We start from the raw sequence: 26,276 nt of genomic DNA, 5'->3' as shown, positions 1-26,276 counted from the left end.
TTAGGGTCAACCTGTCACGGCTCTCCGGGCGCAGCTGGGAGTCGGAACGTGGGTATAATTGACGCCCAATGGAGACGGCATTTGACTGAAATATTCTTCTGTGGTTAGAATGACAGGTGGAATGCCGGCTTTGTCACTCAACGCAGTCAGCCTATCGGACACCCCGAACCCCCGTCGCGAGCTTCTGCAGCGCTGTGCGGTGTTCCGAGGGCTCCCCGAGACGGTCCTCAGCGAGCTAGCCCTCGCGAGCCAGCCCACCCGCCTCGAGCGCAAGCGCGCCCGCACAGGAATGCTCCGCGGCCTGTTCGTGGTCGGGGCAGGACGGGCACGTCTGGTTCGGACCATCGGGTCACGAATCGTGACGCTGCACTACGTGGGCCCTGGCGAGGTCTACGGAGAGGGTTTCCTCAGCGATGAGAACGAGGACGTGGAGCTCCTGGTGCTCGGTGAGCTGGACGCCCTGCGCGTTCCGCTGACAACCATGCAGCGCCTGATCGAGGAGCACACCTCGGTGGCCCTCGCGCTGCTGCACGTCCAGAACACGCGCCGGCGCCAGGTGGAAGACCGCCTCACCGCGGTGCTCACGCGCACGGTGGAAGCGCGCGTGGCGGACTTCGTCGCCCAGGCCGCCGAGCGCCACGGCATCCCCGAGTCGCGCGGGGTGCTCATCGGCGAGAAGTTCACGCACATCGAGATCGCGGAGTACGTGGGGGCCACACGCGAGACGGTCACCCTGGTGCTCGGCGTGCTGAAGCGCGACGGCATCATCGACACGGATCACCGGCGTATCGTGGTGCGAGACGCAGCAGGGCTGCGGCAGCGTGCGACGGCCACCGCAGCCCCGTGAGCTGCCTCGTCATTGCGTGAAGGTCAGAGCCGCTCGCGCATGCGGGCGATGAGCGCGTCCCAGCCCTCACGCTCGATGATGCGGTTGAACTGCGTGCGGTAGTTGCGGACCAGGCTGACGCCGTCCGTGCTGATGTCGAACACGCGCCAGGTGTTGCCCACCTTCACCATCTGGTAGTCGATGCTGACCGCCGGAGCGCGGCGATTGCTGGCCGAGCTGGCCAGGGTGCGCACGGTGACCACTTGCCCACGCACGTCGGCGCCGTCGTACGTGACGGTGTAGTTCATGGTGCGCTCGAGGTTGCGCTCGTACTGCTCCTGGACCAGCTGGCGGAGCAGGCTCACGAACTCCTCGCGCTGCGCGGGGGTGCGCGTGTCCCAGTGGTCGCGCAGCGCCTGACGCGAGAGCTCTTCGAGGTCCAGCAGCTCGCTGACCAAGGTGGACAGGCGCTGGTTGCGCGTGGCGCTGGCCCGCTGGGCGAACAGGGTGCGGAGCGCCTCGTGACGCTCGGTCAAGAACGCTTGCGCCTCGGCCGGGTTGGCCTGGGCATCGGCTGCCGCGGGGACCACGCCCGCGAGGAGCAGGGTGCTGAGCGCGGCAAGCAGGAGGAAGCGTCGTCGTTGCATCATGAAGGTCTCCGAGTGGGGGCTGCCCCCTGGTGTCGTGGTCTTCGACGCCTGGTTGCCGGGATTATTCGGCGCAGGACTGCTCCCAGGCGTCGGGCGCGACGAGCTGGGTGCCGGTGACGCGCTCGAGGGCCGCCGCCGCCGTGTTGAACTCGCGCAGCGCCTCGAGGTGGTTGAATCGGTTGGTGAAGTACGCCTTCATGGCGTCCACCAGCTCACGCGGCTCGATGGTGCCCACCTGATAAGCCTGGCCGGCCGCCACGAACCAGCTGCGGGTCTGGCGCTCGCCGTCGGCCCAGGCCACCTCGCGACGGTCGGCGTCCAGCAGCTGCTCGTAGGTGGCGATGACCTCGAGGCGGATGCCGTCGCGCGCCTGCTCGTCCAGGGCCTCGAGCTGGGCGACCTGGGCCTCGGCGCGTCGCGTGCGGTGGAACGCGCCGGCGAAGTCGAGCTCCCAGCGCATCACCAGCGCCGCTCCCAGCGACTGCGTGTTGGCGGGGTCGCGAATGAAGGGGTTGCGGATGTCCGTGATGCCGGGGCCCCAGCTGTACGAAGCCCGCAGCGCCAGCGCCAGGTCCGGAAAGAAGCGCGCCCGGTGGATGTTCAGCTCCGCGCGCCGAGCCGCCAGCGCCGCGTCCAGCATGCCCAGCTCGGGCCGGTGGCCGTGGGCCTCGGCGATGTAGTCGCCCACGTCGGCCAGGTCCACCGCGACCCGCGCGATGGGGCAGTCGGGGATTTGCAGCGCACGCACACCCGTGAGCGTCTCGAGCGCTGCCTGCGACGAGGTGGCCAGCCGCTCGATCTCGGAGTCGCGCGCGCGCACCTCCGCCAGCGCGGCGGCCAGGCGGTATGCGTCCATGGGGTTGGCGCCGGGCTCGTCGTTGGCCAGCTGCTCGTCCAACGTCTCGACGGCGTTCTCGAGGCGCCCGAGGCCCTCCGACAGCATCTGCTTCACGTCCAGCGCGAGCTGCAGCGCGAAGTAGGCGCGGCGCACGTCGTAGTGCGTCTGCGCCAGCGTGCGCTCACGGTCGTGCCCGGCGGCGCGCACGCCGGCCTCCCCAGCGCGGCGCGCGTTGATGATCTTGCCGAACGTGTAGAGCGGGATGGCGCCCTCCACCTCGACGCTGAGGATGGGCCGCCACGGGTTGCCCAGCGGCAGCTGCGAGTCCGGGCTGTAGGTGGGGGTGCCCTGCGCGCTGGGAGCCACGGCGACTCCACCGGTGACCGTGAACTGGAAGAAGGGCGACAGGCGGATCTCGTCGAGCCGCGCGTCGGCCGCCGTGATGGCGTGATCCGTGGCGCGCACGCCCGGGTTGTGCTGCGAGGCGGCCTGGGTGAGCTGGGCCAGCGTGTGCAAGCCCGTGGGGGCGTCCTGGCGCTGAGCCACGGCCCCCGAGCCCGACAGCATGGGCAGGGCCAGGCCAGCGGCGAGCCCCAGTACACCCAGGGTTCCCACACGCAAACGCCGCCGGTGCGTTGCGAGCACATTCGGCGGCGTTGGCTGGGTGTGGCGCGTCACGGCCACGTTTGTACACCGGTCAGGCGCGACCCGCACGCCCGCGGCTCACTCGTCGTCTGCGGCCGCACCCGCACCACCACCCGCGTTGTACTCGGTGATCAGGCGCTGGGTGAGGTCGAGGCTGGGCTGGGCCCAAATGACGCCACCCTCGTTGGCCTCGATGATGATGGTGTAGTTGTCGGCGCGACCGATGCCCTGGAGGATCTCGCGCATGCGGTCCAGGATGCGCTTGGTGAGCTGCGCCTCCTTGGTGGCGAGCTCCTGCTGGTACTCCATGTACTGCGACTGCAGCTCGATGAGGGCCTTCTGGTACTCCTCCATGCGCGCCTGCAGCGCCTCACGGCTGAGCACGGCCTTCTGCTTCTCGATGTCCTCGGCCATCTGCTTCAGCTTGTTCTGAGCAGCGTCCAGCGCCTTCTGGCGGCGGCGGAAGAGGGTCTTGAGGCGACGCTTGGCCTGGCGACCGTCGTCGGTCTCGTTCAAGGCCTCCTGGAGGTCGACCACGGCGACGCGGACCTGAGCCTCCACGTCGGGCGTGACGACGGAGACCAGAAGAGCGGCTGCAAGGGTGATGGCGTGACGCTGGAGGTTCATTCCCAGTCCTTTATCGATGACGCTAGCTAGCCGTGCCGAGTGGCATGGTCAAGCCGTTGGTGGACGAACATCCGGTCTGCGGATTCATTCGTCCCAAGTTTGGGGTCAGAAGCTGTTGCCGATGTTGAACTGGAAGTCGATCTTGGACTCCCAGGGGCGGCGGTTGATGGGCACACCCCACTCGAAGCGGAGCGGGCCGAGGGGCGAGAACCAGCGGAAGCCGAAGCCCCACGAGGTGCGGATGGCGGGGTTGAAGCCGCAGAGATCACTGGTGACGTCGTTGCTCACCGAAGGGGCCTCGCACAGGCGGGACTCGAGGTTCCACGCGTTGCCGCCGTCGGTGAAGATCACGCCGCGGATGCCCACGGACTCCACGATGGGGAACTCCAGCTCCAGCTGGTAGAACGCCTGCATGTTGCCGCCCACGACGCGGCCATCGGCACCTCGGGACGATGCGGGTGAGCCGTTCGGGTTGTCGAGGATGCCAGCGCGGGGCCCGAGGCTGAACAGGCGGTAGCCGCGCACGTTGAAGATGCCGCCCAGGTAGAAGCGCTCGAAGAGGGGCACACCGTCGGCGTCGCGCGAGGTGATGAGGCCCCACTCGAGGTTGAGCTTCAGCACGAAGGGCCCGAAGATGTTCTTGTAGAAGCGGGCGAAGGCCGTGTGCCGGACGAAGACGTTGTCCGAGCCGAGGAAGCGGTCGGCCACCTCGGTGGACCAGTTCCAGTAGACACCGTTGGACGCGAACTGGCGGTTGTCGCGCGAGTCCCACGTGAGCGAGAGCCGAATGGAGCTGGTGATGCCGTCTCGGAACTGGCCGAAGAGGCCGAGGTCCTGGAACTGGTTGAAGCCCGTGGCGTTGGTGTTGCCGAAGAAGCCGCCGGTGCGCGCGGTGATGGCGACGTGCTCGAGGCCGTAGTTCACGAAGAAGCGCAGGCGCGGGTCCAACACGGGGTGACCGAGGGTGAGGCCACCGCCGGTGGACGCCTGGTTGAAGCTCAGGCGCTGCTGCACCGTGTAGAAGGCGTTGACGCCCAGGGTCCAGCGCGAGTCCAGGAACCAGGGCTCCACGAAGTTGAGCTGGAACTGCTGGCGGATGCCGCTGAGCTGCACCTGCAGCGAGAGGCTCTGGCCGCGACCGAACAGGTTCTGCTGCTGGATCTGCGCCGTGATGATGAAGCGCTCGATGGAGGAGAAGCCTGCGCCCACCTGGAACGTGCCGGTCGCGCGCTCGGCCACCTCCACGTTGAGCACCATCAGCTCGGGGCTCGAGCCCTCTTCCTCGCTGAAGTCCACGCGCTCGAAGTAGCCGAGGGCGTTGATGAACGTTCGGCTGCGCTCGATGAGGGTCTGGCTGTAGAGGTCGCCCTCCAGGATCTGGAACTCGCGGCGGATGACTCGGTCGCGCGTCTTGGTGTTGCCGGCGATGACGATGCGCTCGATGCGCACGAGCGGGCCGCGGTTGATGGTGAGCGTGAGGTCGACGATGCGCTCGTCTTCGTCGAGGTCCGTCTCCGGCTCCACCTCGACGCGGGCGTAACCCACGTCGCGGTACTCGCGCTGGATCTCCATGAGGCCGTTCGCGATGGAGGTGCGGTTGAACCAGTCACCCCGGTCGAGGTCGATCTCTTCGCGCATCTCCGACGCGGGGCGAAGCGTCTCGATGGCCTCGCCGTTGGCGTCCAGCTCGCGCACCGTGATCTCGCCGATGCGGAAGCGCGGCCCCTCGTCCACCGGGATGGTGATGTCGATGAACTCGCGGTCGGCGGTGAGCTCCACGCGGGCCGAGCCCACGGCCATGGCGAGGTAGCCCTGGTCGTAGTACCAGGCCTGCAACCGCACCATGTCCTCGTCGAACTTCTCGCGGTCGAACGTGTTGTTGCTGGAGATGAACGAGAAGAAGCCCGTCTCGCCCGTGGCCATGATGCCGTGCAGGTCCGAGGTGGAGATGTTGTCGTTGCCGACGATGGTGATGCGCCGGACCTTGACCTCTGGGCCCTCGTCGATGCGGAAGACGACGTCCACCTCGTTGGTGTCTCCGTCCACGCGCAGCACCTCGTGGGTGATGCGGGCCAGGAAGAAGCCCTCCGAAGCGTAGTGATCGCGGATCTTGGCGACCTGGGCACGCACCTCGCTGGCGGAGAGGATCTGCCGCTCGCGCAGCGTGATCTCCTCGGTCAGGTCGTCGTCGTCCACCTCGTCGTTGCCCTCGAAGACGATGTGGCGGATCTCGGGGCGCTCGCGCACGCGGACCACCAACACGACACCGGCGCCCACGGGCTCGGCCTCGATCACGATGTCGTCGAAGAAGCCGAGCTCCCAGAGGGCGCGCGCGTCACGCGTGACCTCCACGTCGCTGCACGGCATGTCGCGGCCGAGCCGCATCCCCGCGAGGATGTCCTCGGCGGTGACCCGCTGCATGCCCTCGACCATGATGCGGATGATGCGCCGCCCCTGACAGGCGCCCACCACCTCGACGGCCTCGTCTGCGTCTTCTTCCTGGACGTAGGGGTTGGTGCCCAGCTGCGGGGGCGCCTCCTCGTCGGCTTCTTCTTCGGCGTCGAGCTCCTCGTCGAGGGCCTCTTCGTCGAGTTCTTCCTCGTCGTCTACCGGCGGTTGCGCCTGCCCATGCGCGAAGGGCGCGAGTGGCGCGAACAAGCACGCGAGCAGGCAGGCTGAGGCAAGTAGGGTACGCACGTTCAGAAAGTCCGGGCGGGCTATACCTGCGTGGTCACAGGGGGTCAAGGGTCGCTCCCGGCTCGTCGGCGTCGGCCGGGGGGGGCGCAGCGGATGCGCGGACGGGCGGCTCACGACGAAGGTCGCCCGCGATGAGGCCGTCGCTCATGACGATCCGGCGGGGCATGCGCTCGGCCAGGTCGTCGGAGTGGGTGACGATCACGAAGGTGGTCCCGAGCTCGCGGTTCAGCTCGAAGAACAGCTTGAACATGGCGTCGCTCGTGGTGGTGTCGAGGTTGCCCGTCGGCTCGTCCGCGAGAATCACCTTGGGTCGCATGACCAGCGCGCGGGCCAGCGCCACGCGCTGCTGCTCACCGCCCGAGAGCTCGCCGGGGCGATGCGTGACGCGGTGTCCGAGGCCCACGCTGTCCAGCAGCTCTTGCGCACGCTTGCGCAGGGGAGGGCGTGGCCGGCCCTGCACCAGGCCGGGCATCATGACGTTCTCGAGGGCGTCGAACTCCGGCAGCAAGTGGTGGAATTGAAAGACGAAGCCGATCGTCGCGTTGCGGAAAGCAGCCAGCTCCCGGCTGTTGAAGCGCGTGACGTCCTTGCCGTGGTAGCTGACGGAGCCCGTGGTGGGCAGGTCGAGCGTGCCCAGGATGTGCAGCAGGGTGCTCTTGCCCGCACCGGAGCGGCCCTGGATGCAGATCATCTCGCGGTTGCGGATGTCGAGGTCGATGCCGTTGAGCACCTGCACCGTGGTGCCCTCTTGGTCGAAGCGCTTGGTGACGCCGCGCACCTCGATGATCACTTCGCTCGGGTCAGTCATGGCGCAGGGCCTCCAGGGGGCTCGTTCGGCTGGCGACGATGGCCGGAAAGATGGTGGCGAGGGTGCAGATGGCGATCGCGGCGAGCCCCACCAGCCCGAACTCGGCCGGGTCGGTGTGAACCGGCAGGCGATCGATGTAGTAGACCTCGGGGTTCATGCGGATGCCGAAGTGCTCGGCGCCGAACGAGAGGTCGAACCCGAGGCCCAGCCCCATCGCAGCGCCGAAGAGCCCGATGAAGAGGCCCTCCAGCAGGAACACCCGCACGATGTCGCCGCGCGTGGTGCCCATGGCCATGAGGATGCCGACCTCGCGGGCCTTCTCCTGCACCATGAGCGTGAGCGTGCCGAACACGCAGAAGCCGGCGATCAGGATGGCGATGCCCAGCACCAGGAACATGGCCAGCTTCTCGAGGGCCAGCGCGCCGAAGAGGTTGCGGTTGCGCTGCTGCCAGTCCTCCACGCGCAGATCGCTGCGGTCGATGGCGGTGCGGATGGCCGTGGCCACGCGCGGGGCGTCGTCCACGCGGGACTCCTCGAGCTTGATCTCGATGCCGGTGACGGTGTCCTCGGTGGCCAGGAAGGTCTGGGCCGCCTCGAGCGTCACGTAGACCAGCTTCATGTCGTACTCGTACATGCCGCTGTAGAAGATGCCGGCTACGCGGAAGCGGCGCGCCTTGGGCAGCGGGCCGGTGGGGCCCAGCTCGCCGAACGGGGAGATGACGTCCACGTCGTCGCCCACGAAGAGGCGGAGTGAGCGGGCCAGCTCGCGCCCCACCACGATGCCGGGGAGCACCTGCTGCGGCGGGGAGGGGCTGCGCAGCGCGGGGAAGTCGTGCTCGTCGTCCACCTTGTCGCCGTCGCGCGCCAGGCGCTCGCGGCGCTGCACGGCGCCATCCGGGCTTGGTTCGTCCAGCTCGGCGTTCAGCTCGCGGAGCGCTTCCACCACGCGCTCCGCCGCGCGCTCTTCGGGCGACGCCGGACGCTCGAGGCGCAGCTCTCCGTCGCTGTCCGACGCCGCGTCATGGGCCGCCGATGCCGGCTCCCGCGCGGGGGCGGGTTCGAGGGCGATGTCGTTGCCGCGCTCGTCGTCCGTGTTGCGGGCGGCGCGCTCGAGGTCCTCGCGCAGCAGCTCCTCGAGGTCGGCCACCGCGCCCCTTCGGCTTCTTCGTCGGCGCCGATGCCACGACCGCCGCGCTCGAGGCCCATGGGCAGCACCGAGCCGCGCTCGTCGGCCGGGAGGTCCAGCAGCTCTTCCGGGTGGTTCAGGTAGCGCAGGCTGCCGCGCCCGCGCTCGGCCGACATGTTGTCGCACAGGCTCGTGACGCTGCAGATGGTGTCCGTGTCGATGCCGCGGATGACCACGCCCTCGCGGCTGCTGGTGCTGCCGACCATCACCTCGCCCTGCACGTACGGGGTGGCGGCCACCACGCCGGGCACGCGCGTGGCGTCCAGCGTGGCCCGCCAGCCGGTGAAGGTGCCGTGCGGCACGTCCACCACCACGTGCGCGTGGTTGCCCAGGATCTTGTCCTTGAGGTCTTTGCGGAAGCCGCCCATGACGCTCAGGACCACGCACAGCATGCAGGTGGAGAGCGTGACGGCCATGATGCTGAGCGTGGCGATGAACGCCAGGAAGCCGCTCTTCTTGGCGCGCAGGTGGCGCGCGGCGACCAGCGCGCGGAAGTCCAGGCTCTCCACCAGGCGCAGCAGCGGCTGGGTGATGCGCGCCACGCAGCGGGCCAGCGCCCAGGTGGCGCCTGCCAAGCGAGCGATGCCCAGCACCAGCTGTTGGTCACCCGGTGGCATGGGGCGGTTGAAGAAGGACCACACGATGACGCCGGCGAGCGCCACACCCACGGCGCTGCGCGACAAGAGCGCCACCTCGCGGTCGTTGTCGCGCAGGGCGAAGCTGACCACCACGAACAACAGCGCCGCGCCACCCATGGCGTAGACGCTGGTCATGGGGCCGCTGCCAGCGCGCTCGGTCACGGCCAAGAGCCCCAGCAGCACCAGCGCGTCGCCCAGCACCCACAGCCGCGCCCGCAGGCGGTCGCGCAGCAGGAACCACGTGGTGAGCGTGACCACCAGCAGCAGCGCGCTCCAGCCCATGCGCACGTACCAGGCCGTGAGCAGCGCCGACGCGACGTCGGACGGGAACGCGAGCAGCATCTCGCTGGACGAGCCCCGCAGGGTGAACGGGCGCTGGAAGTTGGCGTACGTGGCGTAGCCGAAGGCGCCGGCCAGCAGCGGGCCCAGCAGCCCGTCCACGGTGGTCATCATGCCGGCGAGGCGCAGGCGCACGCGCCCACGGTCACCGCGCGGGAGGCGGCGCGCACGGCGCCACAGCCAGGCGCCGATGCTGGCTTCGATCAAGAACGCGAGCGCGGCGCCGACTGCGGCCGGGAGCCACCACTCGGGGTGGTCCTTGAGCGGGCGGTACCAGGTGGCGCTGGTGAGGAATGCAGCGATGGTGGCTGCGCTGAGCAACCACGCCCCGACCAGCGCCACCCCGGCGCCCGGGCCGAAGCCTCGCTCGTTGCTCACCCACCCTCCGGCCGAAGCAGGGGGAAGAGCAGCACGTCGCGGATGGAAGACTGGCCGGTGAGCATCATGACCACGCGGTCCACGCCCAGGCCGAAGCCCGCGGCCGGTGGCATGCCGTGCGCCAGCGCGCGGATGTAGTCCGCGTCGAAGTCCATGGCCTCGTCGTCGCCGCGCTCACGGCGCGTGAGTTGCCCCTCGAAGCGGCTGGCCTGGTCCTCCGGGTCGTTCAGCTCGCTGAAGGCGTTGGCCACCTCGCGCCCCTCCACGAACAGCTCGAAGCGGTCCGTGAACGCCGGGTCGGCGTCGCTGCGGCGTGCCAGCGGCGACACCTCGAAGGGGTACTCGGTGATGAAGACGGGCACGCTCTGTTCGCCGCTGGCGTTGCGGTAGAGCTTGGGCAGCTCAGCCTCCACCAACAGCTCGTAGAGCAGAAAGATTCGCTCGCCGTGCGAAGAAGCCGTGCGCAGCTGCTTGGCGGTCACCGCGTCGGCGTCCGTGGCCATGGCCTCGAACAGCGCTTCGAGCGCGGCTGGGTCGTTCAGCGTGCTCGCGTCCAAGCGGCCAGCCCAGCGCGTGGTGGGGATGTCGCCCTTTCCAGCCCGTGTGATGCGGTCCACGATGGCCTGGCGCATGGGGACGCGCGGCCACGGCGACACCAGGTCGAAGCCACGCTCGCGCGTGAGGTCCGGGAACGTGTCGCAGACGATGGCGTCCACGTAGCGGAAGAGGTCCACGGTGAGGTCCATCATGTCTTCCACGGTGGCGTACGCCATGTAGAACTCGAGGATGGTGAACTCGGGGTTGTGCTTGGTGCTGATGCCTTCGTTGCGGAAGGTGCGCCCCAGCTCGTACACGCGGTCGAAGCCGCCCACCAGCAAGCGCTTCAGGTACAGCTCTGGCGCGATGCGCAGGAAGAGGTTCAGGTCCAGGGCGTTGTGGTGCGTGCGGAATGGCTTGGCCGTGGCCCCGCCCCGCAGCGGGTGCAGCAGCGGCGTCTCCACCTCGAGGAAGTCACGCTCGTCCAGGAACCGGCGCATGGCCTTCACGATCACCGTGCGGGCGCGGAACACCTGCGCCACCTCGGGGTTGGCCCACAGGTCCACGTAGCGCTCGCGGTAGCGCTTCTCCACGTCCTTGAGGCCGTTCCACTTGGCCGGCGGCGGCAGCATGGCCTTGGTGACGTGCTCGTAGTGCCGCGCGCTCACGGCCAGGTCGCCCGTCTTGGTGCGCACCAGCGGCCCGCGCAGCACCACGTGGTCGGCTAAGTCCATGGCCTCGCGCTGCCCGGCGGCGTCTTCCTCCAGCACCTCCTTGCGCACCAGGGCCTGGGCATCGCCATAGGGCGTGCGGATGACCAGGAAGGGGCCGCGCTTGGCCATGACCCGCCCGAACAGGTGCACCTGCGGCGCGTCGGGAGCCAGCTCTTCTTCGAGCGGCAACGCGTCGCGGGCGCCGCTCTCGCGATCGTTGGCCAGCTCGAGGACACGCTTGCGCTCGGCCTCCAGCTCCGGCGTGACCCGAAACGTGTTGGGGTACGGGCGCGAGCCGAACGTGCTCAGCGTGTCGGCCTTCGTCTTGCGGGCCAGCTTCAGATCATCCTCGGTAGCCAACTTCGTTCCTCTCGGCTCAGTCCGCTTTTTGGGCGGTCTCTTTGGCTCGCCGCTTGTCGGCGTTGGACAGCAGGTACGTCTCGATGAACGCGTCGATGTCGCCGTCGAGCACGCCGGCGGCGTTCGCGTCCTTGTGGTCGGTGCGCTCGTCCTTGACCATCTGGTACGGCTGCAGCGTGTAGCTGCGCACCTGCGATCCGAACGCGATCTCGGCCCTGTCACCCATGAAGGCCTCCTCGAAGGCCGCCTCTTGGTCGCGGCGCATCTTCTCGAACAGCATGCCGCGCAGCATCTTCATGGCGTGGTCTTTGTTCTGGTGCTGGCTGCGCTCGCTCTCGCACCGGATGACGAAGCCCGTGGGCACGTGCTTGATGCGCACCGCCGACTCGGTGCGGTTGACGTGCTGTCCGCCGGCCCCGCCCGAGCGCATGGTGTCGATCTCGAGGTCTTCGTCGCGAATCTCCACGCCCGCGAGGGTGATGGAGTTGTCGAGATCCGGGACCACGCGCACGCTGGCGAACGCCGTGTGACGCCGCGCGTTGCTGTCGAACGGGCTGATGCGGATCAAGCGGTGCACCCCGTTCTCGGCGCGCAGGTAGCCGTACGCATAGGGGCCCGTGATGTGCACGTGCGCTTCCTTGATGCCCGCCTCGTCTCCTGGCTGCTTGCTGGTGATGACGGTCTTGTAGCCGTGCCGGTCGCACCAGCGCAGGTACATGCGCAGCAGCATCTCGGCCCAGTCCTGAGCGTCCACGCCGCCAGCGCCCGGGTTGATCATGAGGATGGCGTTCTCGTTGTCCGCCGGCGACAGCATGCGCTGCACCTCGAGGGCACGCGTGCGCTCTTCGAGGCCGGCCAGCGACGCCGCGACTTCGTCGGCCATGCTCTGGTCGCCCTCGGAGGCTGCCATGTCCAGCAGGTCTTTGAGGTCCGCCACCTCGCTCGAGAGCTTGGTGAAGCTGTTGACGGTCGACTCTGCGGCCGAGCGCTCTTTCATGACCCGCTGGGCGGCTTCCTGGTTGTTCCAGAAGCCGTCGCGCAGGCTCTCGTGCGTCAGACGGTCGACGGTGTGTTGTAGGCCTTCGACGTCAAAGATACCTCCCCAGCGACTCGAGTCGCTGAGCAAGGTCGACCAGAAGGTCGCGGGACTCGCCAATGGAACTAGACATGCGTGCTCGCTCGAAAAAGGAGTGGGCTCGATAGCCCGGGGGGTCGGCGCTGTCAACGCTGGTGCCTCGGACCCAGCTCGCGACCTGATTAAGGATGAGCGTGCGGTGTTGCTGGAAATTTGCATCTTGGTCGCTGGGCGAAAGGTGATACGCTTATCAGTATGCACCCGCGATCGACCCGCCTTCTCCCGCCCATGGCCCTGATGGGCCTCCTCGGAACCCTGTCGCTGGGGTGTGGAGGGGGGGACGGAGCCGTGGATCTCGGGCCAGCCGACGACGGCATGCCGGACTCCGGTCCCGAAGACCTGGGGACGCCCGACTGTGTGACCGTGACCACGCTGGGCGCTGCCGACTCTGCGCCTGCGCGACCCGATGGCGTGGTGGGCGTGGGTGGCCTGCGCATCTCCAACGATCTCGTGGTGGCCGGGTTCTCCTCGCTCGCGCAGCACGGCGCGGCGGGTGCCAACGGTGGCAACCTGCTGGACTTCCACGTGCTCGGGAGTGACGACCACTTCGTGGAGCACTGGATCGTGGCCGGGCCGGACTCCGGCCTGCGCGTGTTCAACACCACCATGAACGTGACCGCCGAAGAGGCCGACCGCGTGGTGCTCGAGGTGCGGGGCTATGTGGAGCGCGCGCCGCACGGCGGCATCACGATGAACCCGGGCACGGGGCTCACCGCGGTGACCACGTTCGAGCTGCGTTGTGGGGAGCCCAAGCTGCACATCGCCACCACGCTCACGAACGCCACCAACCCGCCGGTCACGCTGGCCGGTCTGACGGGCGCGCTGCGTCCGGTGGACGTGCTGCTCTGGGGCAGCCCCAGCAACATGCGCCCGTTCTGTCCGAACCCCGGCCAGGGCACCACCTGCACCACCATCAACTTCAGCAACGTGGTGGGCACGCTGGTGCGCTCGCAGTACGTGGGCAGCGGTGGCTCGCGCGCGGGGCTCCCTGGGTCCATCGCGTACTACTCGCTCGACATGGCCACCGTGGCGGCCGCGCACGACAGCACCAACAGCGCGTTCGGCGACATCACCACGGGCATCACGGCCTTCGCGCCAGGCGCCACGGCCAGCCATCGACGCGTGCTCGTGGCCGGTGGCGCCGCGGACGCCGCCAGCTCGGTGGACACTGCGCTCGAGGACCTCGAGGCGCTCGGCCGTCTCACCACGGGCCAGGTCACCGGCACGGTCAGCGTCCCGGGCGGCATCCCCAGCGACCCGCATCGCCGGCCGGCCGTGATCTTGGCCACGCCGCCTGCCACGGGAAACGCCATGGACCCGGCCACCTGGCGCCCCGTCAACATGGTGCGCGTGGCCGCCGACGGCAGCTTCACCGCGCGCGTTCCAGCCGGCGCCGTCTCGTACGAGGTGCGCATGGATGGCCAGGCACCCGTGCGCGGGACCGGCACCGCCGTGGCCGCGGGGGCCACCGTGAACCTGGGCACGCTCAACGTGGGCGCGCGCCCCGAGCTGAACGTGACGGTGCGCGTGGACGGAACTGGCGGCACCGCACGCGTGGTGGTGCTGGGCACGGGCGCCACCCCCGACCCGGTCTTCGGGCCCGAGACCGGTACGGCGCCGCAGGGCAACGTGGCGCTCACCGACGGCCTCGGCGTGGTGTCGCTGCCCATCGCCCCCGGCACCTATGACGTGTACGCCATGCGCGGCCTCGACGCGTCGCTCGACCGCGAGTCCATCGTGGTGGCCAGCGCGGACCTGGCCGTGACGCTCGACATCGCCTCGCTCGATGTGGTTCCCACGGGCTACCTGATGGCGGACTTCCACGTGCACAGCGCCGTGAGCTTCGACTCGTCCACGCCGCCCGAGGACCAGGTGCGCGCGTTCATGGCCGCCGGGGTGGACGCGCTGGTGGCCACCGAGCACGACATCGTGTTCGACTACGGCCCGGCCATCGCCGTGGTGGACGAGACGCTCCCGCAGGCGTCGCGTGGCCGTATCAAGGCGTTCGCCGGGCTCGAGGCCACCGCGTTCGTGCCCTATGAAGACTTCCCGCACACCATCGGGCACTACAACGTGTTCCCGGTGGACGTGGTGCCCACGGCCTTCGAGAGCGGCACGCCCGACGACGAGCGCGTGGGCCCCGCCACCGTGTACGACCGCCTGCGCGCCATGCCGGGCCCGGCTCAACGCATCGTGCAGATGAACCACGCGCGCGCGACGCGGGTGCCCACCATCTGGCTCGGCTACCTGGACTCGTGCGGCTTCGACGCCAGCCTGACCTTCGCCATGAACGGCGCGTGCGACGTGGCCAGCGGCATGGGCACCAGCCCCTTCGACGTGGATGCCTTCGAGGTGATCAACTTCAAGGACATGCAGGAGTACGTGACGCAGAACCGCGACTGGCACGCCCTCCTGCGCGAGGCGCCCGGCGGCAACCTGCCCACCGGCACGGCCAACAGCGACTCGCACCGCATCTACAACGAGGAGGCGGGCTTCCCCGTCAACGTGCTCGCGACCACCAGCACGCTGGCCGACCTCTCGGGCGACGATCTGGTGGGGCTCATCCAAGACGGCAGCCTGGCGGGCGCGCTGGGCGTGTTCGTGTGGATCGAGGTCTGCGACGACGCGGTCGGCACCAACTGTCGGGAGCCCGGCAAGACGCCGCTGAACATCTCCGGGGACACCATGGACACCGACACGGTGCATGTGCGTGTGCGCGTGGCGGCGCCGCCGTGGATCCCGGTCGACGAGCTGCGCGTGCGCCTGGGCGGTGAGGTCGTGGCCATCATCGATCTGACGGCCGAGAACCCGGCGGACCCCTTCAGCACTTCGAGCGCGGACGTGCTGCGCTACGACGCGGTGATCAACGTGACCAACGTGACCGCCGACAGCTTCATCACGGCCGAGGCCGGCTTCGTGCTCCCCACGCTGCTGGACGCGAACATGGATGGCGTGGTGGACCCCATCACGTTCCCCGCCGCGCCGCAGCCGTTCACCTCGCTGGTGCGCGGGGCGCAGCCGATCGGCTTCGTGAACCCCGTGTTCCTCGATCGCGACGGAAACGGCCAGTACAACCCGCCCGGGATGCCGCTGCCGTTGTAAGTGGCGGCAGGGTCGGGCATACAGGACCGGTTCGCGGGCATGGGCCCGCAGGGTGTTTTCTTGGAGGTCTCCATGTCGGGTCGCTGGAAGTCTTGGTTGCTGCTGGGTTCGTTCCTCTCGCTCGGGGGCTCGTTCATGGGGTGCGGCGGTGGTGACACCACGGCCGACCAAGGCCCGCGAGACATGGGCCGCGATACCGGCGCCGACGAAGACGGCGCGGTGACGTGTCAGGGCGACACCAGCTCGGTGATGGTCCTCGCGTGTGACCGCGCTGACCTCTTCATGTCGGTGGTGAACATGGCGGCGGGGACCGTGACGCTCACCAACCCCACCGACACGGACATCGACCTCGACGCGGGTAGCTACCAATTCTGTCAGGGCCCGGGCCGGTATGGCGCGCCGCCCGCCGGAGTGGTGCCTGCGGGTGGCTCGCTGACGGTGGCCGTTCCCGGCTCCATCACCCTGGACCCCGCGAACGGGACGCTGGCGCTCTACAGCGCCGGGACCTTCACCACGCGTGACGCCATGCTGGACTACGTCTGCTGGGGCAACGGGGGCGGGGTGCCGCGCCTCAATGTGGCGCAGGCCACGGGCACCGACGGCACCGTGCTGTGGGACGACTGCGGTTGCGTCCCACTCGCGGGAGCGACCTCCGTGCACCTCATGAACGGGACCACGGGCAACGCGGCGGAGAGCTACCAGACCTCTGCGGTGGCGTTCACGTGCACGCAGACCGTGGCGGACGCGGGGGTGGACGCAGGGCCGCCCATGGTGCTCGAGTGCGGGCGCGACCACCTGATCATCGAGAGCGTCAACACGCAGACCGAGGAGATCACGCTCTACAACCCGACCGACACGGCCATCACCACGACGGGCGACTACCAGCTCTGCCAGGGGCCCAGCAACTACGCGGCGGTGCCGGCCCTGACGATCGCGGCCTTTGGCCGCATGACCTTCGCCGCGCCCAGCGCCATCGACCTCGGCGCCAACCAGACGGTGGCGCTCTACAGCTCGTCCAGCTTCGGCACGCGCGACGCGATGGTGGACTACATGTGCTGGGGCACGGGCGGCACGCGCCCCCGCCTCACGGAGGCCCGCACGGTGGGCACCGATGGGACGGTCCTGTGGGACAACGGTGGCTGCCCGGCTGCCAACACCAACGACATCGTCTATCGCGTTCCGTCCACCGAGGGGAACACGGCCGCCGACTACACCACCACCGCACCGGGCACGGCGATCGACTGCGCCCCGATCACCGGGTAGCCACAGGCTCGGGTTCCGCTACTTCCCGGGGAGCAAGCTGCCGCGTGGTGGCTTGCCCATGAGCTTCTCGTAGATGACGTTTCCCAGGCTGTCGACCATCAGGGTCTCCACGATGGCCTCGATGCGCTCGCGCTCGGACTCGCTGCCGTACACGAAGCCGATGCCCATGCCGGGCTCGCCGTCGTCCACGACCTCTTCCGGGATGACCGTCCACTGCACCTTGCCGCGCAGCACCAGCGGGTTCTCGAGCGTGGGCACGCACAGCTTGAAGTTGAACTCCGTGCCGATGCCCAGTGGACGGTCGGTCCGGATGAACGTGCCCCCGCGGCTGATGTTCTTCGTGTAGTCCGCGAAGAAGGAGTTCAGCCGCTTGTACTCGACCTTGAGCTCGATGGGGGCGCGATCCCCTCCGCGCCGGTCTTTGTCGTCAGTGGACACACGGGGATTAAACCCCCCCGGGGGGCTGCGGTCAAAATGAAGCGCAGTCGGCCCAAGCTTTGTCCACCCAACGGTTGTCCTAGCTCCCGTGTTTGCGTACGTTTCGACCACCTCGACGCTGGAAGAGGGTGCTGCCTCGGGCGAGCACCTGATCCCGCCCGAGCGCCGGACCATGGAAAACGCTGACGCGCGCACCGAGATGGAGCTCCTCGCCCTGGCGCAGTCAGGCGACCGTCGCGCGTTCGGCCAGCTGGTGCGGCTCCACCACGGGCGCGTGGCCGCCTGTGCCCACCAGCTGCTGGGCGCCAGCGCCGAGGTCGACGACGCCGTGCAAGAGAGCTTCATCCGGGCCTGGCGGGCGCTCCCGCGCTTCGACGGCCGTGCCAAGCTGTCCACCTGGCTGTATCGCATCTGCGTGAACGTGTGCCTGAACCGCATGCGCGGAAACCGGCGGCACGCCGCGGCCGACGTGGACGACCCCAAGCTGCCCGAGCCGGTGGCCGACGCCGAGAGCTCCGGGGTGGACCCACTGCGCGCGCTCGAGCAGGCGCAGCTCTATGGCCGGGTGGGGGCCGCGCTGGACGCGCTCAGCCCCTCGCTGCGCAGCGCCGTGGTGCTGGTGCTGCTGCAGGGCATGTCCCACAAGGACGCGGGTGACGCGCTGGGCTGCGCCGAGGGCACCGTGGCCTGGCGCATCCACGAGGCGCGCCGACGGCTGCGCGACCTGCTGGGCGATCTGGTGGAGCCCGAGGCCCTCGCGGCAGGAGGTGGGGCATGACCCAGGCCAGCACCACGCGGCGAGCACGCCTCGATGCCCTGCTGGACCAGGGTGGCCTAGAGCAGGCCTCCGCGGCGGACCGTGCGTGGCTCACGGCCGAGCGTGCCCGGGACGCCGGCTTCGACCGCGAGGTGGCGGCGCTGCTGCGCGCCGAGGCGCACCTGCGCGAGTGGGGCGGGCTGCACACGGTGGCTGGGCAGGGGCCGGACGAAGCGCTCGCGGGCATCTTTGCGGGCCTCGACGCGGGGCTGTTCGATGACGGGCTCGAGCTGGACGGAACGCCGCAGTTCGCCGATGGTGAGGGCGACGTGGTGGGGCTAGCGGCTCGGGCGGCGGCCTCCCCCGTGACCGTGGCGGCGGAGGCGCCGGCGGCTGCTGCGGCCACGGTCGTGCCGTTGCAGGCCAAGCCGCGACCCACGCTGCTGCGCGACGGGCGCTTCATGCAGCTCTTGGCGGCCGCCGCAGCGGTGGTGTTGGTGGTCACGGCCGGGCTGTCGGCGGTGAGCACGTCGTCCCCAGACTCCAGCGAGGGAGCCGCGGCGAGCCCTCGGCCCCCGCACCCACGAGCGCAGCCGTGCCCAGCACCGCCCCGGCGTCCACGGCGGCCCCCATGCTGGTGATGCCCAGCGAGCCTGCTGCGGTCCAGGCCAGCCCTGCGGCCGAGGCCGAAGACCAGTTCTTCCGCGACCCCCCCGCCGAAGAGCGAGCCACGCTGGCGGCGGCGCCCGCGGCTCAGCGGCCCATGGCGGGGGGCACAGGACAGCCGTCCGTGGACGACCTTCTCCGTGCGCCAGCAGCCACCATGGCATCCATCGGCGCGTCCTCCGGGGCCGACGTGGGCTACGGCCGCGGCGTGGCCGCCGAGAGCGCCGAGCTGGCCATGGAAGACGCGGCACCTCCGCCGGTGCGCCCCACGCCAGCGGCGGCGCCAGCGTCGGCCGACCAGTCCACCGGTGCCGCAACGACCCGCTCCGCTGCACGGCGGCCCGACGGCGCCGTGTCGGCCGGCGTGCCGGCCCGCTACACCACCCAGGCCGCGATGCAGCAGGCCATGGCCCGCTGCGTCGGCGCCGCGCGCGTGGTCACCTACGAGGTGGCGCGGGACACCGGGACCGTGCGCGTGCTGACCGCGGCCGGGACGAGCGCCACGGAGCGCCGCTGCATCAACCTGGCGGCGCAGCAGACCCGCGTGACGCCGGCCGCCAGGCGTGGCGCGGCAACAGCAAGTCACGCTGCGTCCGGTATCCGACAACAGCGCACAGTGATACCCTCTGCCCCACGATGACGCGACGGGTACTCTTCGGCAGCTATGAGCTGATCGAGCGCATAGGCGAAGGGGGGATGGCCGAGGTCTGGCGGGCCCGCTCGCGCGGTGCTGCCGGGTTCCAGAAGACCGTCGTCATCAAGCGCGTGCTGCCCTCCCTCATGGCGCGCCCGGACTTCGCCGACCTGCTGGTGCGCGAGGCCAAGATCGCCTCCCGCCTGAACCACCCGAACATCGTGCAGATCTTCGACCTGGGTGAGGAGCAGGAGGCGTACTTCATCGCCATGGAGTACGTGCACGGGCGCGACCTGGCGTCGGCCATCGCGTATCGGCCCAACCCATCGGACTGTGTGACGGACGGGCTGTCGCTGCCGCTGCGGCTCTTCATCGCCTGCGAGGCGGCGCGCGCGCTCGACTACGCCCACCGGCGGCGCGCGGACGACGGGCGCCCGCTGGGCATCGTGCACCGCGACGTGTCTCCGCAGAACATCCTGCTGGGCTACGAGGGGCAGGTGAAGGTCGGCGACTTCGGCATCGCCATGGCGGACGAGCACGGCCTCGGGCGCGACGAGGACCCCAGCGTGCTGCGCGGCAAGTACGCGTACATGTCGCCCGAGCAGGCGCGCGGCGAGCCCCTCGACAACCGCTCGGACCTCTTCTCGCTGGGCATCGTCACGTGGGAGATGGTCACGGGTGAGCGCCTCTTCCGGGCGGCGTCGCGCACGCAGACGCTCGAGCGCGTGCGGCAGGCGCTCATCCCGCAGCGCAACCTGGCCACCTACGGCGCCTCGGCGCGGCTGCGCGCCATCCTGGAGCGCGCGCTCGCGGTGGACCGGGACGCGCGCTACCCCACGGTGGGGGACATGCTGGACGAGCTCTCGAAGGAGCTGGTGTCCATGGGCCAGCACGTGGACGAGAGCCACCTGGCCACGGCGCTGAAGCAGATGTTCCCGCCCGACGACCGCGGCGGCGTGAACAAGCTGCGCGTGGACCTGCACCGGCGCGTGGAAGAGGACGCCACCGGCATCGGCATGCCCATGATGTCCACCACGCCGCACGCCGAGAACGACGACCGCACGCGCGCGCTGCCACTCTCGCGCCGCATGCGCTTCGACGACCGGCCAGTCGTGGCCCTGCACCTGCTGGGCTCCCTGGACGCCGAGCGCTTCCAAGCCATCGTGCGGGACCTGCGCGGCATGCCGCTGCCCACCGAGGACGGAGGCGCGGAGGCACTGTTCGGGGTCACGGGGCACCCGCAAGAGGCGGCCGAGCTGGCGGCGCGCGCGGCGCTGCGGCTGCGTGACGTGGCGGGAGCGGGCGCGCGCATGTTGATCCTGCGGTCCAACGCGCGGGTCTACGACGCGGGTTTCGCCGAGACCGCTCCAGAAGAGCGCACCCGGGCGCTGGCGCTGCTGCACGGCTTGCACGGCGGAGAAGTGGCCTGCGAGGGAGACGTGGCGGCCGACCTCGACTGGGTCTTCCGCATGGGCCAGGAGGCGCTGCCACGCGTGCACGGGCTGCGGTCCCGCAGCGAGCGCGAGGCCGAGACGCTGCGCCGCGATGCGCCGTTCGTGGGGCGCCGCGACACGCTCAAGCTGGTGGGCGAAGCGCTGGCCTCGGTGGTGGGCGGCCACGGCTCGGCGTTGCTGTTCATCGGTGCGGCAGGGGTGGGCAAGTCACGCGTGCTCGCCGAAGTGCGCTCGCTGACCCAGGGGGAGGGGCGCTCGTTCGTGAACGCCCGCTGTCATGGAGCGCTGCGCAGCAAGTCGTTCTCCGTGCTGGCCGAGCTGCTGGTGGACCTGGCCGGCATCGAGGAAGACGACACCACCGAGCAGCGCGCCGAGAAGGTGGAGCGCATGCGCGTGCTGGGCTTCAGCCCGCGTGAGATCGTGCTGGTGAGCGAGCTGGTTGGGCTTGGTGCGGCCAACATGCCTGCCACGGGCGCGCGCCCCGGACGGCCGCGCGGCCTCGAGATCGTGGGCGCGCTGTACAAGGCGTTGCGCGCGCTGGCGGCGGACCAGCCCGTGGTGCTGGCCATCGAAGACGTGCACGTGATGGACGACGCCACGCGTCAGGTGATGGCGGTGCTGCTCTCCAAGCTGCGCAGCGTGCCCGTGCTCACCGTGATGACGGCGCGCCCCTCGCCGTCGCTGCCCGTGCTGCCCGGGGTGGAGCGCGTGGCGGTGCGGCCGCTGGACCTCGCCGCCAACGCCCGCTTGTTCGCGGCCGTGGTGGGAGGCCGCAACCTCGAGCACAACCTGAGCAACGCCGTGCACCTGGCCACCGAGGGCGTGCCGGCCTGGACCGTGGCGCTGGCGGACGACATGCGCGAGCGCGGTGCCGCGCTGGTGGACGTGCAGCTGGTGCACGCCGGCGACGCCTTGACCATCACCGTGCCCGAGCGCCTGCAGCTGCGTATCGCCTCGGACCTGGCCCAGCTGAGCGCCACGGACCGGGCCACCCTCCAGTTGGCGAGCCTGTTTCGCGAGCCGGTGGACGTGCCCACGCTGGCCGCCGTGCAGGGCTTCCCGCGCGACGCCGTGGAGGGGCCGGTGCGGCGCTTGCTGGCGCTGCACTGGGTGGTGCCCGACGTGGAGACGCCCGACTTGTGGCCCGCCGAGGGGCGCTGGGGCGGTGGCGGTGGCCTGCTCACCATGCCGGCGCGCATGCGCATCGCGGGCGGGACGCTCATGCGGGATGCCGTGCGCAACAGCCTCAGCCCCCACGCGTCGGGCACGCTGCACGGCATGATCGCGTCGGCGCTCGAGCGGGGTGGCGCGGCGGAAGACGAACGGCGCGTGGCTCAGTTGGCCTACCACGCCGTGCGCGCCTACGACCCTTCGCGGGCGCCAGCGTATCTCGTGCGTGCCGCGGACCTCGCCGAGCGCGATGGCGACTTGGCCGAGGCTGCAGGCTACGTGGCCGACGCCGCCCGTGTGGTGGCGGTGCAGGTGGCCACGGCCGAAGCGGTGGGTGGGCGCGTGCTGCAGGGCCTCTCCGAGCTGGTGATTCGCGCCGCCGATCTCAGCCTGGCGGTGGGCAACACGGCGCGCGCGCTCGACGTGCTGCAGCGCTTCACGCCCGAGTTCCGGGGGGCCATCGACGCCGACGTGCGGCTGGCTCTGCACTTGTCGGAGGCGCGCGTGGCCGCTCACCGCGAGCGCTGGAACGAGGTGGTGCAGATCCTGGCGATCACCGAGGAGAACGAGGCCGAACCGCTGGACCCCGACCTGCTTGGCGAGGCGCTCATGCGGCTCGGGCACGCGCGCCTCGAAGCCGGTGAAGTGGAGGCGGCCAGCCGCACGCTGGCGCTGGCCGTGGCGCAGCTGTCGGGGGATGACACGCGCCTGCTGCACGGCATGGGCTCCTGCTACCTGGCCATCGCGCTGGCACGGCTCGGGCTCATCGACGAAGCCCGCTCGCGCGGAACGGACGCCATGACCGGGGCCGTGTGCGTGGGGGAGCTGCGCCTGCGTTGGTCCTCGCTGGTGGCCATGGCCGAGGTGGCCGAGGCCGTGGGCGACTTCACGGGCGCGCTCACGCGCTGGAGCGACGCCATGGGGGTCGCGCGCGAGCACGGCATGCCGGTGGAGCTGTGCCGCTCGGCGGTGCGCTCGGCGGCGGCGGCGTTCGAGGCCGGCTGGGAGTCGCGCGCCGCGGTCTTTGCCGAAGAGGCCATCCACGTGGGCCGCAAGCACCGGCAGGACGCCGTGGTGAGCCTGGCCTCGGCCATCCAGGGTGCGCTGGCGGTGGCCGCCCATCCGGACCCGGGCTTCGTGAAGGGCATGGTGCGGGGCGTCGACAGCCTCGAGTCCATGGACCGCCCGGCCGAGGCCGCCATGGCGCTGCGCATGCTCGCATCCGTGCACGTGGCGCTCGGTGACGTGCCCGCCGCCATCCGCACGCTCGGTCGCGCGCGACCGCTGGCCGTGGCGTCTGGCCAACTTCCCCTGGCTGCGCGCCTCCTGCGTGCCGCCGAGCGCCTCGCCGAGGGCGCCACCGATACCCGAGGAGTCTGAGCGTGTCCCAAGCAGTGGTGTTGATTCGGCTCGGTGTGGAGCTCGCCGACGTGGACCGCGGCGTGTACGAGACGCTGGACCTGCGCGTGGCGCAGCACCCCTCGGAGTCCGAGGCGCGGGTGGTGGTGCGTTGCCTGGCCCGCTGCCTGCTGCACGAGGAGGGGCTCGAGTTCGGGCGCGGCCTGTCCAACGTGGAGGAGCCCACGCTGGCGCTGCCCGGGCCGCACGGTGGCTACTCGCTGTGGGTGGACATCGGCGCGCCCTCGGCCGAGCGCGTGCATCGCGCCAGCAAGTTGGCCGAGCGCTTGGTCATCGTCACCGACAAAGACGCCGCCACGCTGCGCAAAGAGTGGGGCAGCCGCAGCATCCATGCGCCGGACGCCATCGAGCTGCTGATCCTGCCGCGCGGTTTCGTGGACCAGCTGGCCGCGGTGCTGGGCCGCAACGAGTCGTGGGTGGTGTCGCTGGTGGAGGGCACGCTGAGCGTCACCGTGCGGGGTGAGTCGTACGCGTGCGACCCCGAGCGCACCACGCTGCAGGCGTTCCTCGCGGCCGGCGCCTGAGCCTGCTCACGAAGCCGGCTCGCAATCCTGGTCAGGCCGAGCGGCATTTGGGATAGTCCCCGCATGTCGCAGAATCGCTCTCTCCTCGGCGTGGCAGCGAGGGATCTCAACCGGCTCCGCTCGGTGTCCGCCACGGTCGCGCGGCACGGCTTCGGCGAGCTGATCCTGCGCACGGCGCTCGGGCGCCGGCTGTTCCCCGACAAGTCGGTGCCGGCCACCGACCCGGCGCTCGCGGGCTCTCCGGCGGCGCAGCGCTTCGCGCACATGCTGGGGGAGCTGGGGCCCACGTTCATCAAGCTCGGGCAGATCCTGTCCATGCGCCACGACCTCTTCTCGCCGGAGTTCATCAAGGCGCTCGAGGGGCTGCAGGACGGCGCGCCGCTACTCACCTTCGACGAGGTGCGCGCCCAGGTGGAGGGCGGCCTCGGGGGCACGCTCGACGAGCTCTACCAGTCGTTCGAGCGCGAGCCACTGGCCACCGCGTCCATCGCGCAGACGCACCTGGCCACCACGCTCGACGGCCAGCGCGTGGTGGTGAAGGTGCAGCGCCCGGGCATCGAGGACGTCATGCGCGGGGACCTCGACCTGCTCTACTTGGGGGCGCAGGTGCTCGAGGCCAGCATCGACGAGATGGGTCTCGCCAACGTGGGCGAGATCGTGGCCACGTTCGAGAAGGGCCTGCTCAAGGAGCTGGACTTCACCGAGGAGCTCGGGAGCTTGCTGCGCATGCGCAAGAACCTGGACCCCGAGCGCAGCGTGGTGGTGCCGCGGCCGCACGCCGAGCTGTCGTGCAAGACCGTGCTCACCATGGAGTTCTTCCCGGGCAAGGCGGTCCGCAAGATCGAGCCGCGCTCCAAGGAGGCGGAGCACGCCGTCACCGAGATCGTGCACTCGGCCTGCAAGCAGGTGCTCATCGACGGCTTCTTCCACGGCGACCCGCACGCCGGGAACATCCTCATCAACGACCAGGGCGCGCTCTGCATGATCGACCTCGGGCTCGTGGGCAGCCTCACCGCCGAGCAGCGCGAGGATCTCGTCACGCTGATCATCGCGGCCATCGCCAACGACTCGGGCACCACCGCGCGCATCTTGATGAAGATGGGCACGCCCACGCAGCGCGTGAACATCGCGGAGCTCAAGTCGGAGATCGAGCGCATCCGCGCGCAGTACCTGGTGGTGGACAACATCGGTGACGTGGACTCGGGGGCCTTCGCCGAGGAGTTCGCCGACGCGGCCGCCAAGTTCCGCATCAAGCTGGGGCCCGAGTACGCGCTGCTGATCAAGGCGGCGGCCACGGTGGAGGGCATCGTGCGCAGCCTGCACCCGGACGTGGACCTGCTGGGCATCACGCGGCCCTACGCCGAGCAGCTCATCGCGGCGCGCTTCTCGCCGCAGGCCATGCTGCAGGGCGCCGTGGGCGAGGTGGCGGGCCTGGGCGCCATGATGAAGAACCTGCCCACGCAGATTGACCAGATCCTGCACGACGCGCAGGCGGGCAACCTGCAGGTGCGGGCCATGACGCCGGAGCTCGACGAGATCCCGGCCATGATCCACTCGCACGCCAGCCGCCTGGCGCTCACGGCCTTTGCCAGCTCCATGACGCTGGGGGCGGCGCTGGTTTTCCCCCCCGACGCCGAGGGCACCGCCGCGCTGGTGCTCAGCGGGCTGGCCGCCATCGCCGCCACGGTGTCGTGGACCGTGCTGTGGGGCTGGCACTTCGTGGGGCGCGGCAAGCCCATGAAGGTGACGCCGTTGCTCAAGCTGTTTCGCCGGGGCTGACTCTCGGGCGCCTCGCGGGAGGCCCGGTGGATCACGCGTCGGCGGCCTCTTCGTCCACTTGCAGGCGCGCGGACCACTCTTCCAGCTGGCGTGCGGCTGCCGCGGCGCCGGTGGGGCTGCCCGGGTCCTTCAGCATGCGCTCGCGGAGCGCAGTGACGCCGCGCCGCAGGCGGCTGCGCACGGTGCCTTCGGGGAGGTCCAGCACCAGCGCCAGGTCTGGGCCGCTGAGGTCCTGCCAGAAGCGCAGCTCGAGGATGACCTGCAGCTCGAGCGGCAGCCCACGCAGCGCCTCGGCCAGGCGCGCCTTGTCGGTGCCTGCGTGCAGCAGGCTGCTGGGCCCGGGGGAGAGATCCTCCAGCGACGAGATGGCGAAGTCGAGCGCCTGGCCGCGGTGCCGCGCGCGGAAGTAGCCGTACAGCTCGTGGCGCGCGATGGCGTAGAGGAAGGTGCGGAAGCTGCAATCTCCGCGGAAGCGGTCACGCGCCTCGAGGCACCCGAGGAAGGTGCGCTGCACCAGGTCGCTCACGTCGATGGTGAGCTTTCCCGCGAAGAAGCTGTAGATGGCGTCGAAGTGCCGCTCGAACAGGACCTCCCCCGCGGCGGCGTCGCCCGCGCGCCACGCCTCGAGCAGCGCGCGCTCGTCGTCGTTGGGGGTGCGGGTCGCCGTGGTCATCGCGGGCAAGGATGCCAACG

20 protein-coding genes are annotated in these 26,276 nt (G+C 70.2%); 9 read left to right on the top strand and 11 right to left on the bottom strand.

All coding sequences use genetic code 11. From position 1 onward, the window contains the following. Positions 1 to 130 precede the first annotated feature (130 nt). Entirely contained in the window at positions 131 to 847 is a 717-nt protein-coding gene (locus IPI43_14815; GenBank protein ID MBK7775377.1) for a Crp/Fnr family transcriptional regulator, read from the top strand. Positions 848 to 870: 23 nt separating this feature from the next. On the opposite strand, the gene IPI43_14810 is transcribed toward IPI43_14815, so the two are convergent. The 9 genes from IPI43_14810 to prfB form a co-directional block, all read right to left on the bottom strand. Beyond that, on the bottom strand, positions 871 to 1,476 hold the full coding sequence (locus tag IPI43_14810; GenBank protein MBK7775376.1) for an ABC transporter substrate-binding protein: 606 nt from the start codon (positions 1,474 to 1,476) through the stop codon (positions 871 to 873). A 61-nt stretch (positions 1,477 to 1,537) separates the two neighbouring features. Further along, positions 1,538 to 2,992, bottom strand: a complete 1,455-nt coding sequence (locus IPI43_14805; protein MBK7775375.1) for a TolC family protein — start codon at positions 2,990 to 2,992, stop codon at positions 1,538 to 1,540. Between the two features lie 45 nt (positions 2,993 to 3,037). Continuing rightward, entirely contained in the window at positions 3,038 to 3,586 is a 549-nt protein-coding gene (locus IPI43_14800; GenBank protein MBK7775374.1) for an OmpH family outer membrane protein, read from the bottom strand. A 105-nt stretch (positions 3,587 to 3,691) separates the two neighbouring features. Beyond that, on the bottom strand, positions 3,692 to 6,283 hold the full coding sequence (bamA, locus tag IPI43_14795; protein ID MBK7775373.1) for an outer membrane protein assembly factor BamA: 2,592 nt from the start codon (positions 6,281 to 6,283) through the stop codon (positions 3,692 to 3,694). Between the two features lie 34 nt (positions 6,284 to 6,317). Continuing rightward, positions 6,318 to 7,091: an ABC transporter ATP-binding protein gene (locus IPI43_14790; GenBank protein MBK7775372.1), complete on the bottom strand. Its 774-nt coding sequence runs from the start codon at positions 7,089 to 7,091 to the stop codon at positions 6,318 to 6,320. After that, the gene (locus IPI43_14785; GenBank protein ID MBK7775371.1) at positions 7,084 to 8,034 is read right to left on the bottom strand and encodes an ABC transporter permease; all 951 of its coding nucleotides are present in this window, start codon (positions 8,032 to 8,034) and stop codon (positions 7,084 to 7,086) included. The genes IPI43_14790 and IPI43_14785 overlap by 8 nt, the downstream gene beginning before the upstream one ends. Beyond that, on the bottom strand, positions 8,013 to 9,632 hold the full coding sequence (locus tag IPI43_14780; GenBank protein MBK7775370.1) for a hypothetical protein: 1,620 nt from the start codon (positions 9,630 to 9,632) through the stop codon (positions 8,013 to 8,015). The genes IPI43_14785 and IPI43_14780 overlap by 22 nt, the downstream gene beginning before the upstream one ends. Then, the gene (gene lysS / locus IPI43_14775) at positions 9,629 to 11,242 is read right to left on the bottom strand and encodes a lysine--tRNA ligase (protein MBK7775369.1); all 1,614 of its coding nucleotides are present in this window, start codon (positions 11,240 to 11,242) and stop codon (positions 9,629 to 9,631) included. The genes IPI43_14780 and lysS overlap by 4 nt, the downstream gene beginning before the upstream one ends. A 16-nt stretch (positions 11,243 to 11,258) precedes the next feature. Further along, a protein-coding gene (prfB, locus tag IPI43_14770; GenBank protein ID MBK7775368.1) for a peptide chain release factor 2 occupies positions 11,259 to 12,411 on the bottom strand; the annotation gives its coding sequence in 2 pieces (ribosomal slippage) (positions 11,259 to 12,332 and positions 12,334 to 12,411; 1,152 coding nt in all). 161 nt (positions 12,412 to 12,572) lie between these two features. Between prfB and IPI43_14765 the strand changes: the two genes are divergently transcribed. After that, complete coding sequence (locus tag IPI43_14765) at positions 12,573 to 15,479, top strand: PHP domain-containing protein (GenBank protein ID MBK7775367.1); 2,907 nt, start codon at positions 12,573 to 12,575, stop codon at positions 15,477 to 15,479. 72 nt (positions 15,480 to 15,551) lie between these two features. Continuing rightward, entirely contained in the window at positions 15,552 to 16,742 is a 1,191-nt protein-coding gene (locus tag IPI43_14760) for a hypothetical protein (GenBank protein ID MBK7775366.1), read from the top strand. Positions 16,743 to 16,760: 18 nt separating this feature from the next. Here IPI43_14760 and IPI43_14755 read toward each other — a convergent pair whose 3' ends face one another. Beyond that, positions 16,761 to 17,354 (bottom strand): TIGR02266 family protein, encoded by a 594-nt coding sequence (locus IPI43_14755; GenBank protein MBK7775365.1) that lies wholly within the window; start codon positions 17,352 to 17,354, stop codon positions 16,761 to 16,763. Between IPI43_14755 and IPI43_14750 the strand changes: the two genes are divergently transcribed. The 6 genes from IPI43_14750 (at position 17,353) to IPI43_14725 (ending at position 25,583) form a co-directional block, all read left to right on the top strand. Next, a complete protein-coding gene (locus tag IPI43_14750; protein ID MBK7775364.1) occupies positions 17,353 to 17,958 on the top strand; it encodes a sigma-70 family RNA polymerase sigma factor in 606 nt (201 codons plus the stop codon). The two genes, IPI43_14755 and IPI43_14750, sit on opposite strands and share 2 nt — an antisense overlap. Then, positions 17,955 to 18,578: a hypothetical protein gene (locus IPI43_14745; protein ID MBK7775363.1), complete on the top strand. Its 624-nt coding sequence runs from the start codon at positions 17,955 to 17,957 to the stop codon at positions 18,576 to 18,578. The genes IPI43_14750 and IPI43_14745 overlap by 4 nt, the downstream gene beginning before the upstream one ends. Further along, complete coding sequence (locus tag IPI43_14740) at positions 18,533 to 19,243, top strand: hypothetical protein (protein MBK7775362.1); 711 nt, start codon at positions 18,533 to 18,535, stop codon at positions 19,241 to 19,243. Before IPI43_14745 ends, IPI43_14740 begins: the two co-directional genes overlap by 46 nt. Continuing rightward, on the top strand, positions 19,240 to 23,241 hold the full coding sequence (locus tag IPI43_14735; GenBank protein MBK7775361.1) for a protein kinase: 4,002 nt from the start codon (positions 19,240 to 19,242) through the stop codon (positions 23,239 to 23,241). Before IPI43_14740 ends, IPI43_14735 begins: the two co-directional genes overlap by 4 nt. A gap of 2 nt (positions 23,242 to 23,243) precedes the next feature. Then, complete coding sequence (locus IPI43_14730; GenBank protein MBK7775360.1) at positions 23,244 to 23,804, top strand: YaeQ family protein; 561 nt, start codon at positions 23,244 to 23,246, stop codon at positions 23,802 to 23,804. A gap of 63 nt (positions 23,805 to 23,867) precedes the next feature. Next, positions 23,868 to 25,583 carry a hypothetical protein gene (locus IPI43_14725; protein MBK7775359.1) on the top strand — a complete coding sequence of 572 codons (1,716 nt, stop codon included), beginning with the start codon at positions 23,868 to 23,870 and terminating at the stop codon, positions 25,581 to 25,583. 31 nt (positions 25,584 to 25,614) lie between these two features. Here IPI43_14725 and IPI43_14720 read toward each other — a convergent pair whose 3' ends face one another. After that, positions 25,615 to 26,256 carry a sigma-70 family RNA polymerase sigma factor gene (locus IPI43_14720; protein MBK7775358.1) on the bottom strand — a complete coding sequence of 214 codons (642 nt, stop codon included), beginning with the start codon at positions 26,254 to 26,256 and terminating at the stop codon, positions 25,615 to 25,617. Between the last annotated feature and the right edge of the window lie 20 nt (positions 26,257 to 26,276).

Source organism: Sandaracinaceae bacterium (genome assembly GCA_016706685.1).
Classification (GTDB): Bacteria; Myxococcota_A; Polyangia; order Polyangiales; family Houyiibacteriaceae; genus JADJJE01.
This window is presented reverse-complemented; position numbering and strand designations above follow the sequence as displayed.

Bases quoted from the DNA above. Each gene is read 5' to 3' on its own strand.
- IPI43_14720 (MBK7775358.1), bottom strand. From the start codon at position 26,256: ATGACCACGGCGACCCGCACCCCCAACGACGACGAGCGCGCGCTGCTC.
- IPI43_14790 (MBK7775372.1), bottom strand. From the start codon at position 7,091: ATGACTGACCCGAGCGAAGTGATCATCGAGGTGCGCGGCGTCACCAAG.
- IPI43_14750 (MBK7775364.1), top strand. From the start codon at position 17,353: ATGGAAAACGCTGACGCGCGCACCGAGATGGAGCTCCTCGCCCTGGCG.
- IPI43_14810 (MBK7775376.1), bottom strand. From the start codon at position 1,476: ATGATGCAACGACGACGCTTCCTCCTGCTTGCCGCGCTCAGCACCCTG.
- IPI43_14800 (MBK7775374.1), bottom strand. From the start codon at position 3,586: ATGAACCTCCAGCGTCACGCCATCACCCTTGCAGCCGCTCTTCTGGTC.
- IPI43_14765 (MBK7775367.1), top strand. From the start codon at position 12,573: ATGCACCCGCGATCGACCCGCCTTCTCCCGCCCATGGCCCTGATGGGC.
- IPI43_14745 (MBK7775363.1), top strand. From the start codon at position 17,955: ATGACCCAGGCCAGCACCACGCGGCGAGCACGCCTCGATGCCCTGCTG.
- IPI43_14755 (MBK7775365.1), bottom strand. From the start codon at position 17,354: ATGGTCCGGCGCTCGGGCGGGATCAGGTGCTCGCCCGAGGCAGCACCC.
- IPI43_14760 (MBK7775366.1), top strand. From the start codon at position 15,552: ATGTCGGGTCGCTGGAAGTCTTGGTTGCTGCTGGGTTCGTTCCTCTCG.
- IPI43_14735 (MBK7775361.1), top strand. From the start codon at position 19,240: ATGACGCGACGGGTACTCTTCGGCAGCTATGAGCTGATCGAGCGCATA.
- IPI43_14725 (MBK7775359.1), top strand. From the start codon at position 23,868: ATGTCGCAGAATCGCTCTCTCCTCGGCGTGGCAGCGAGGGATCTCAAC.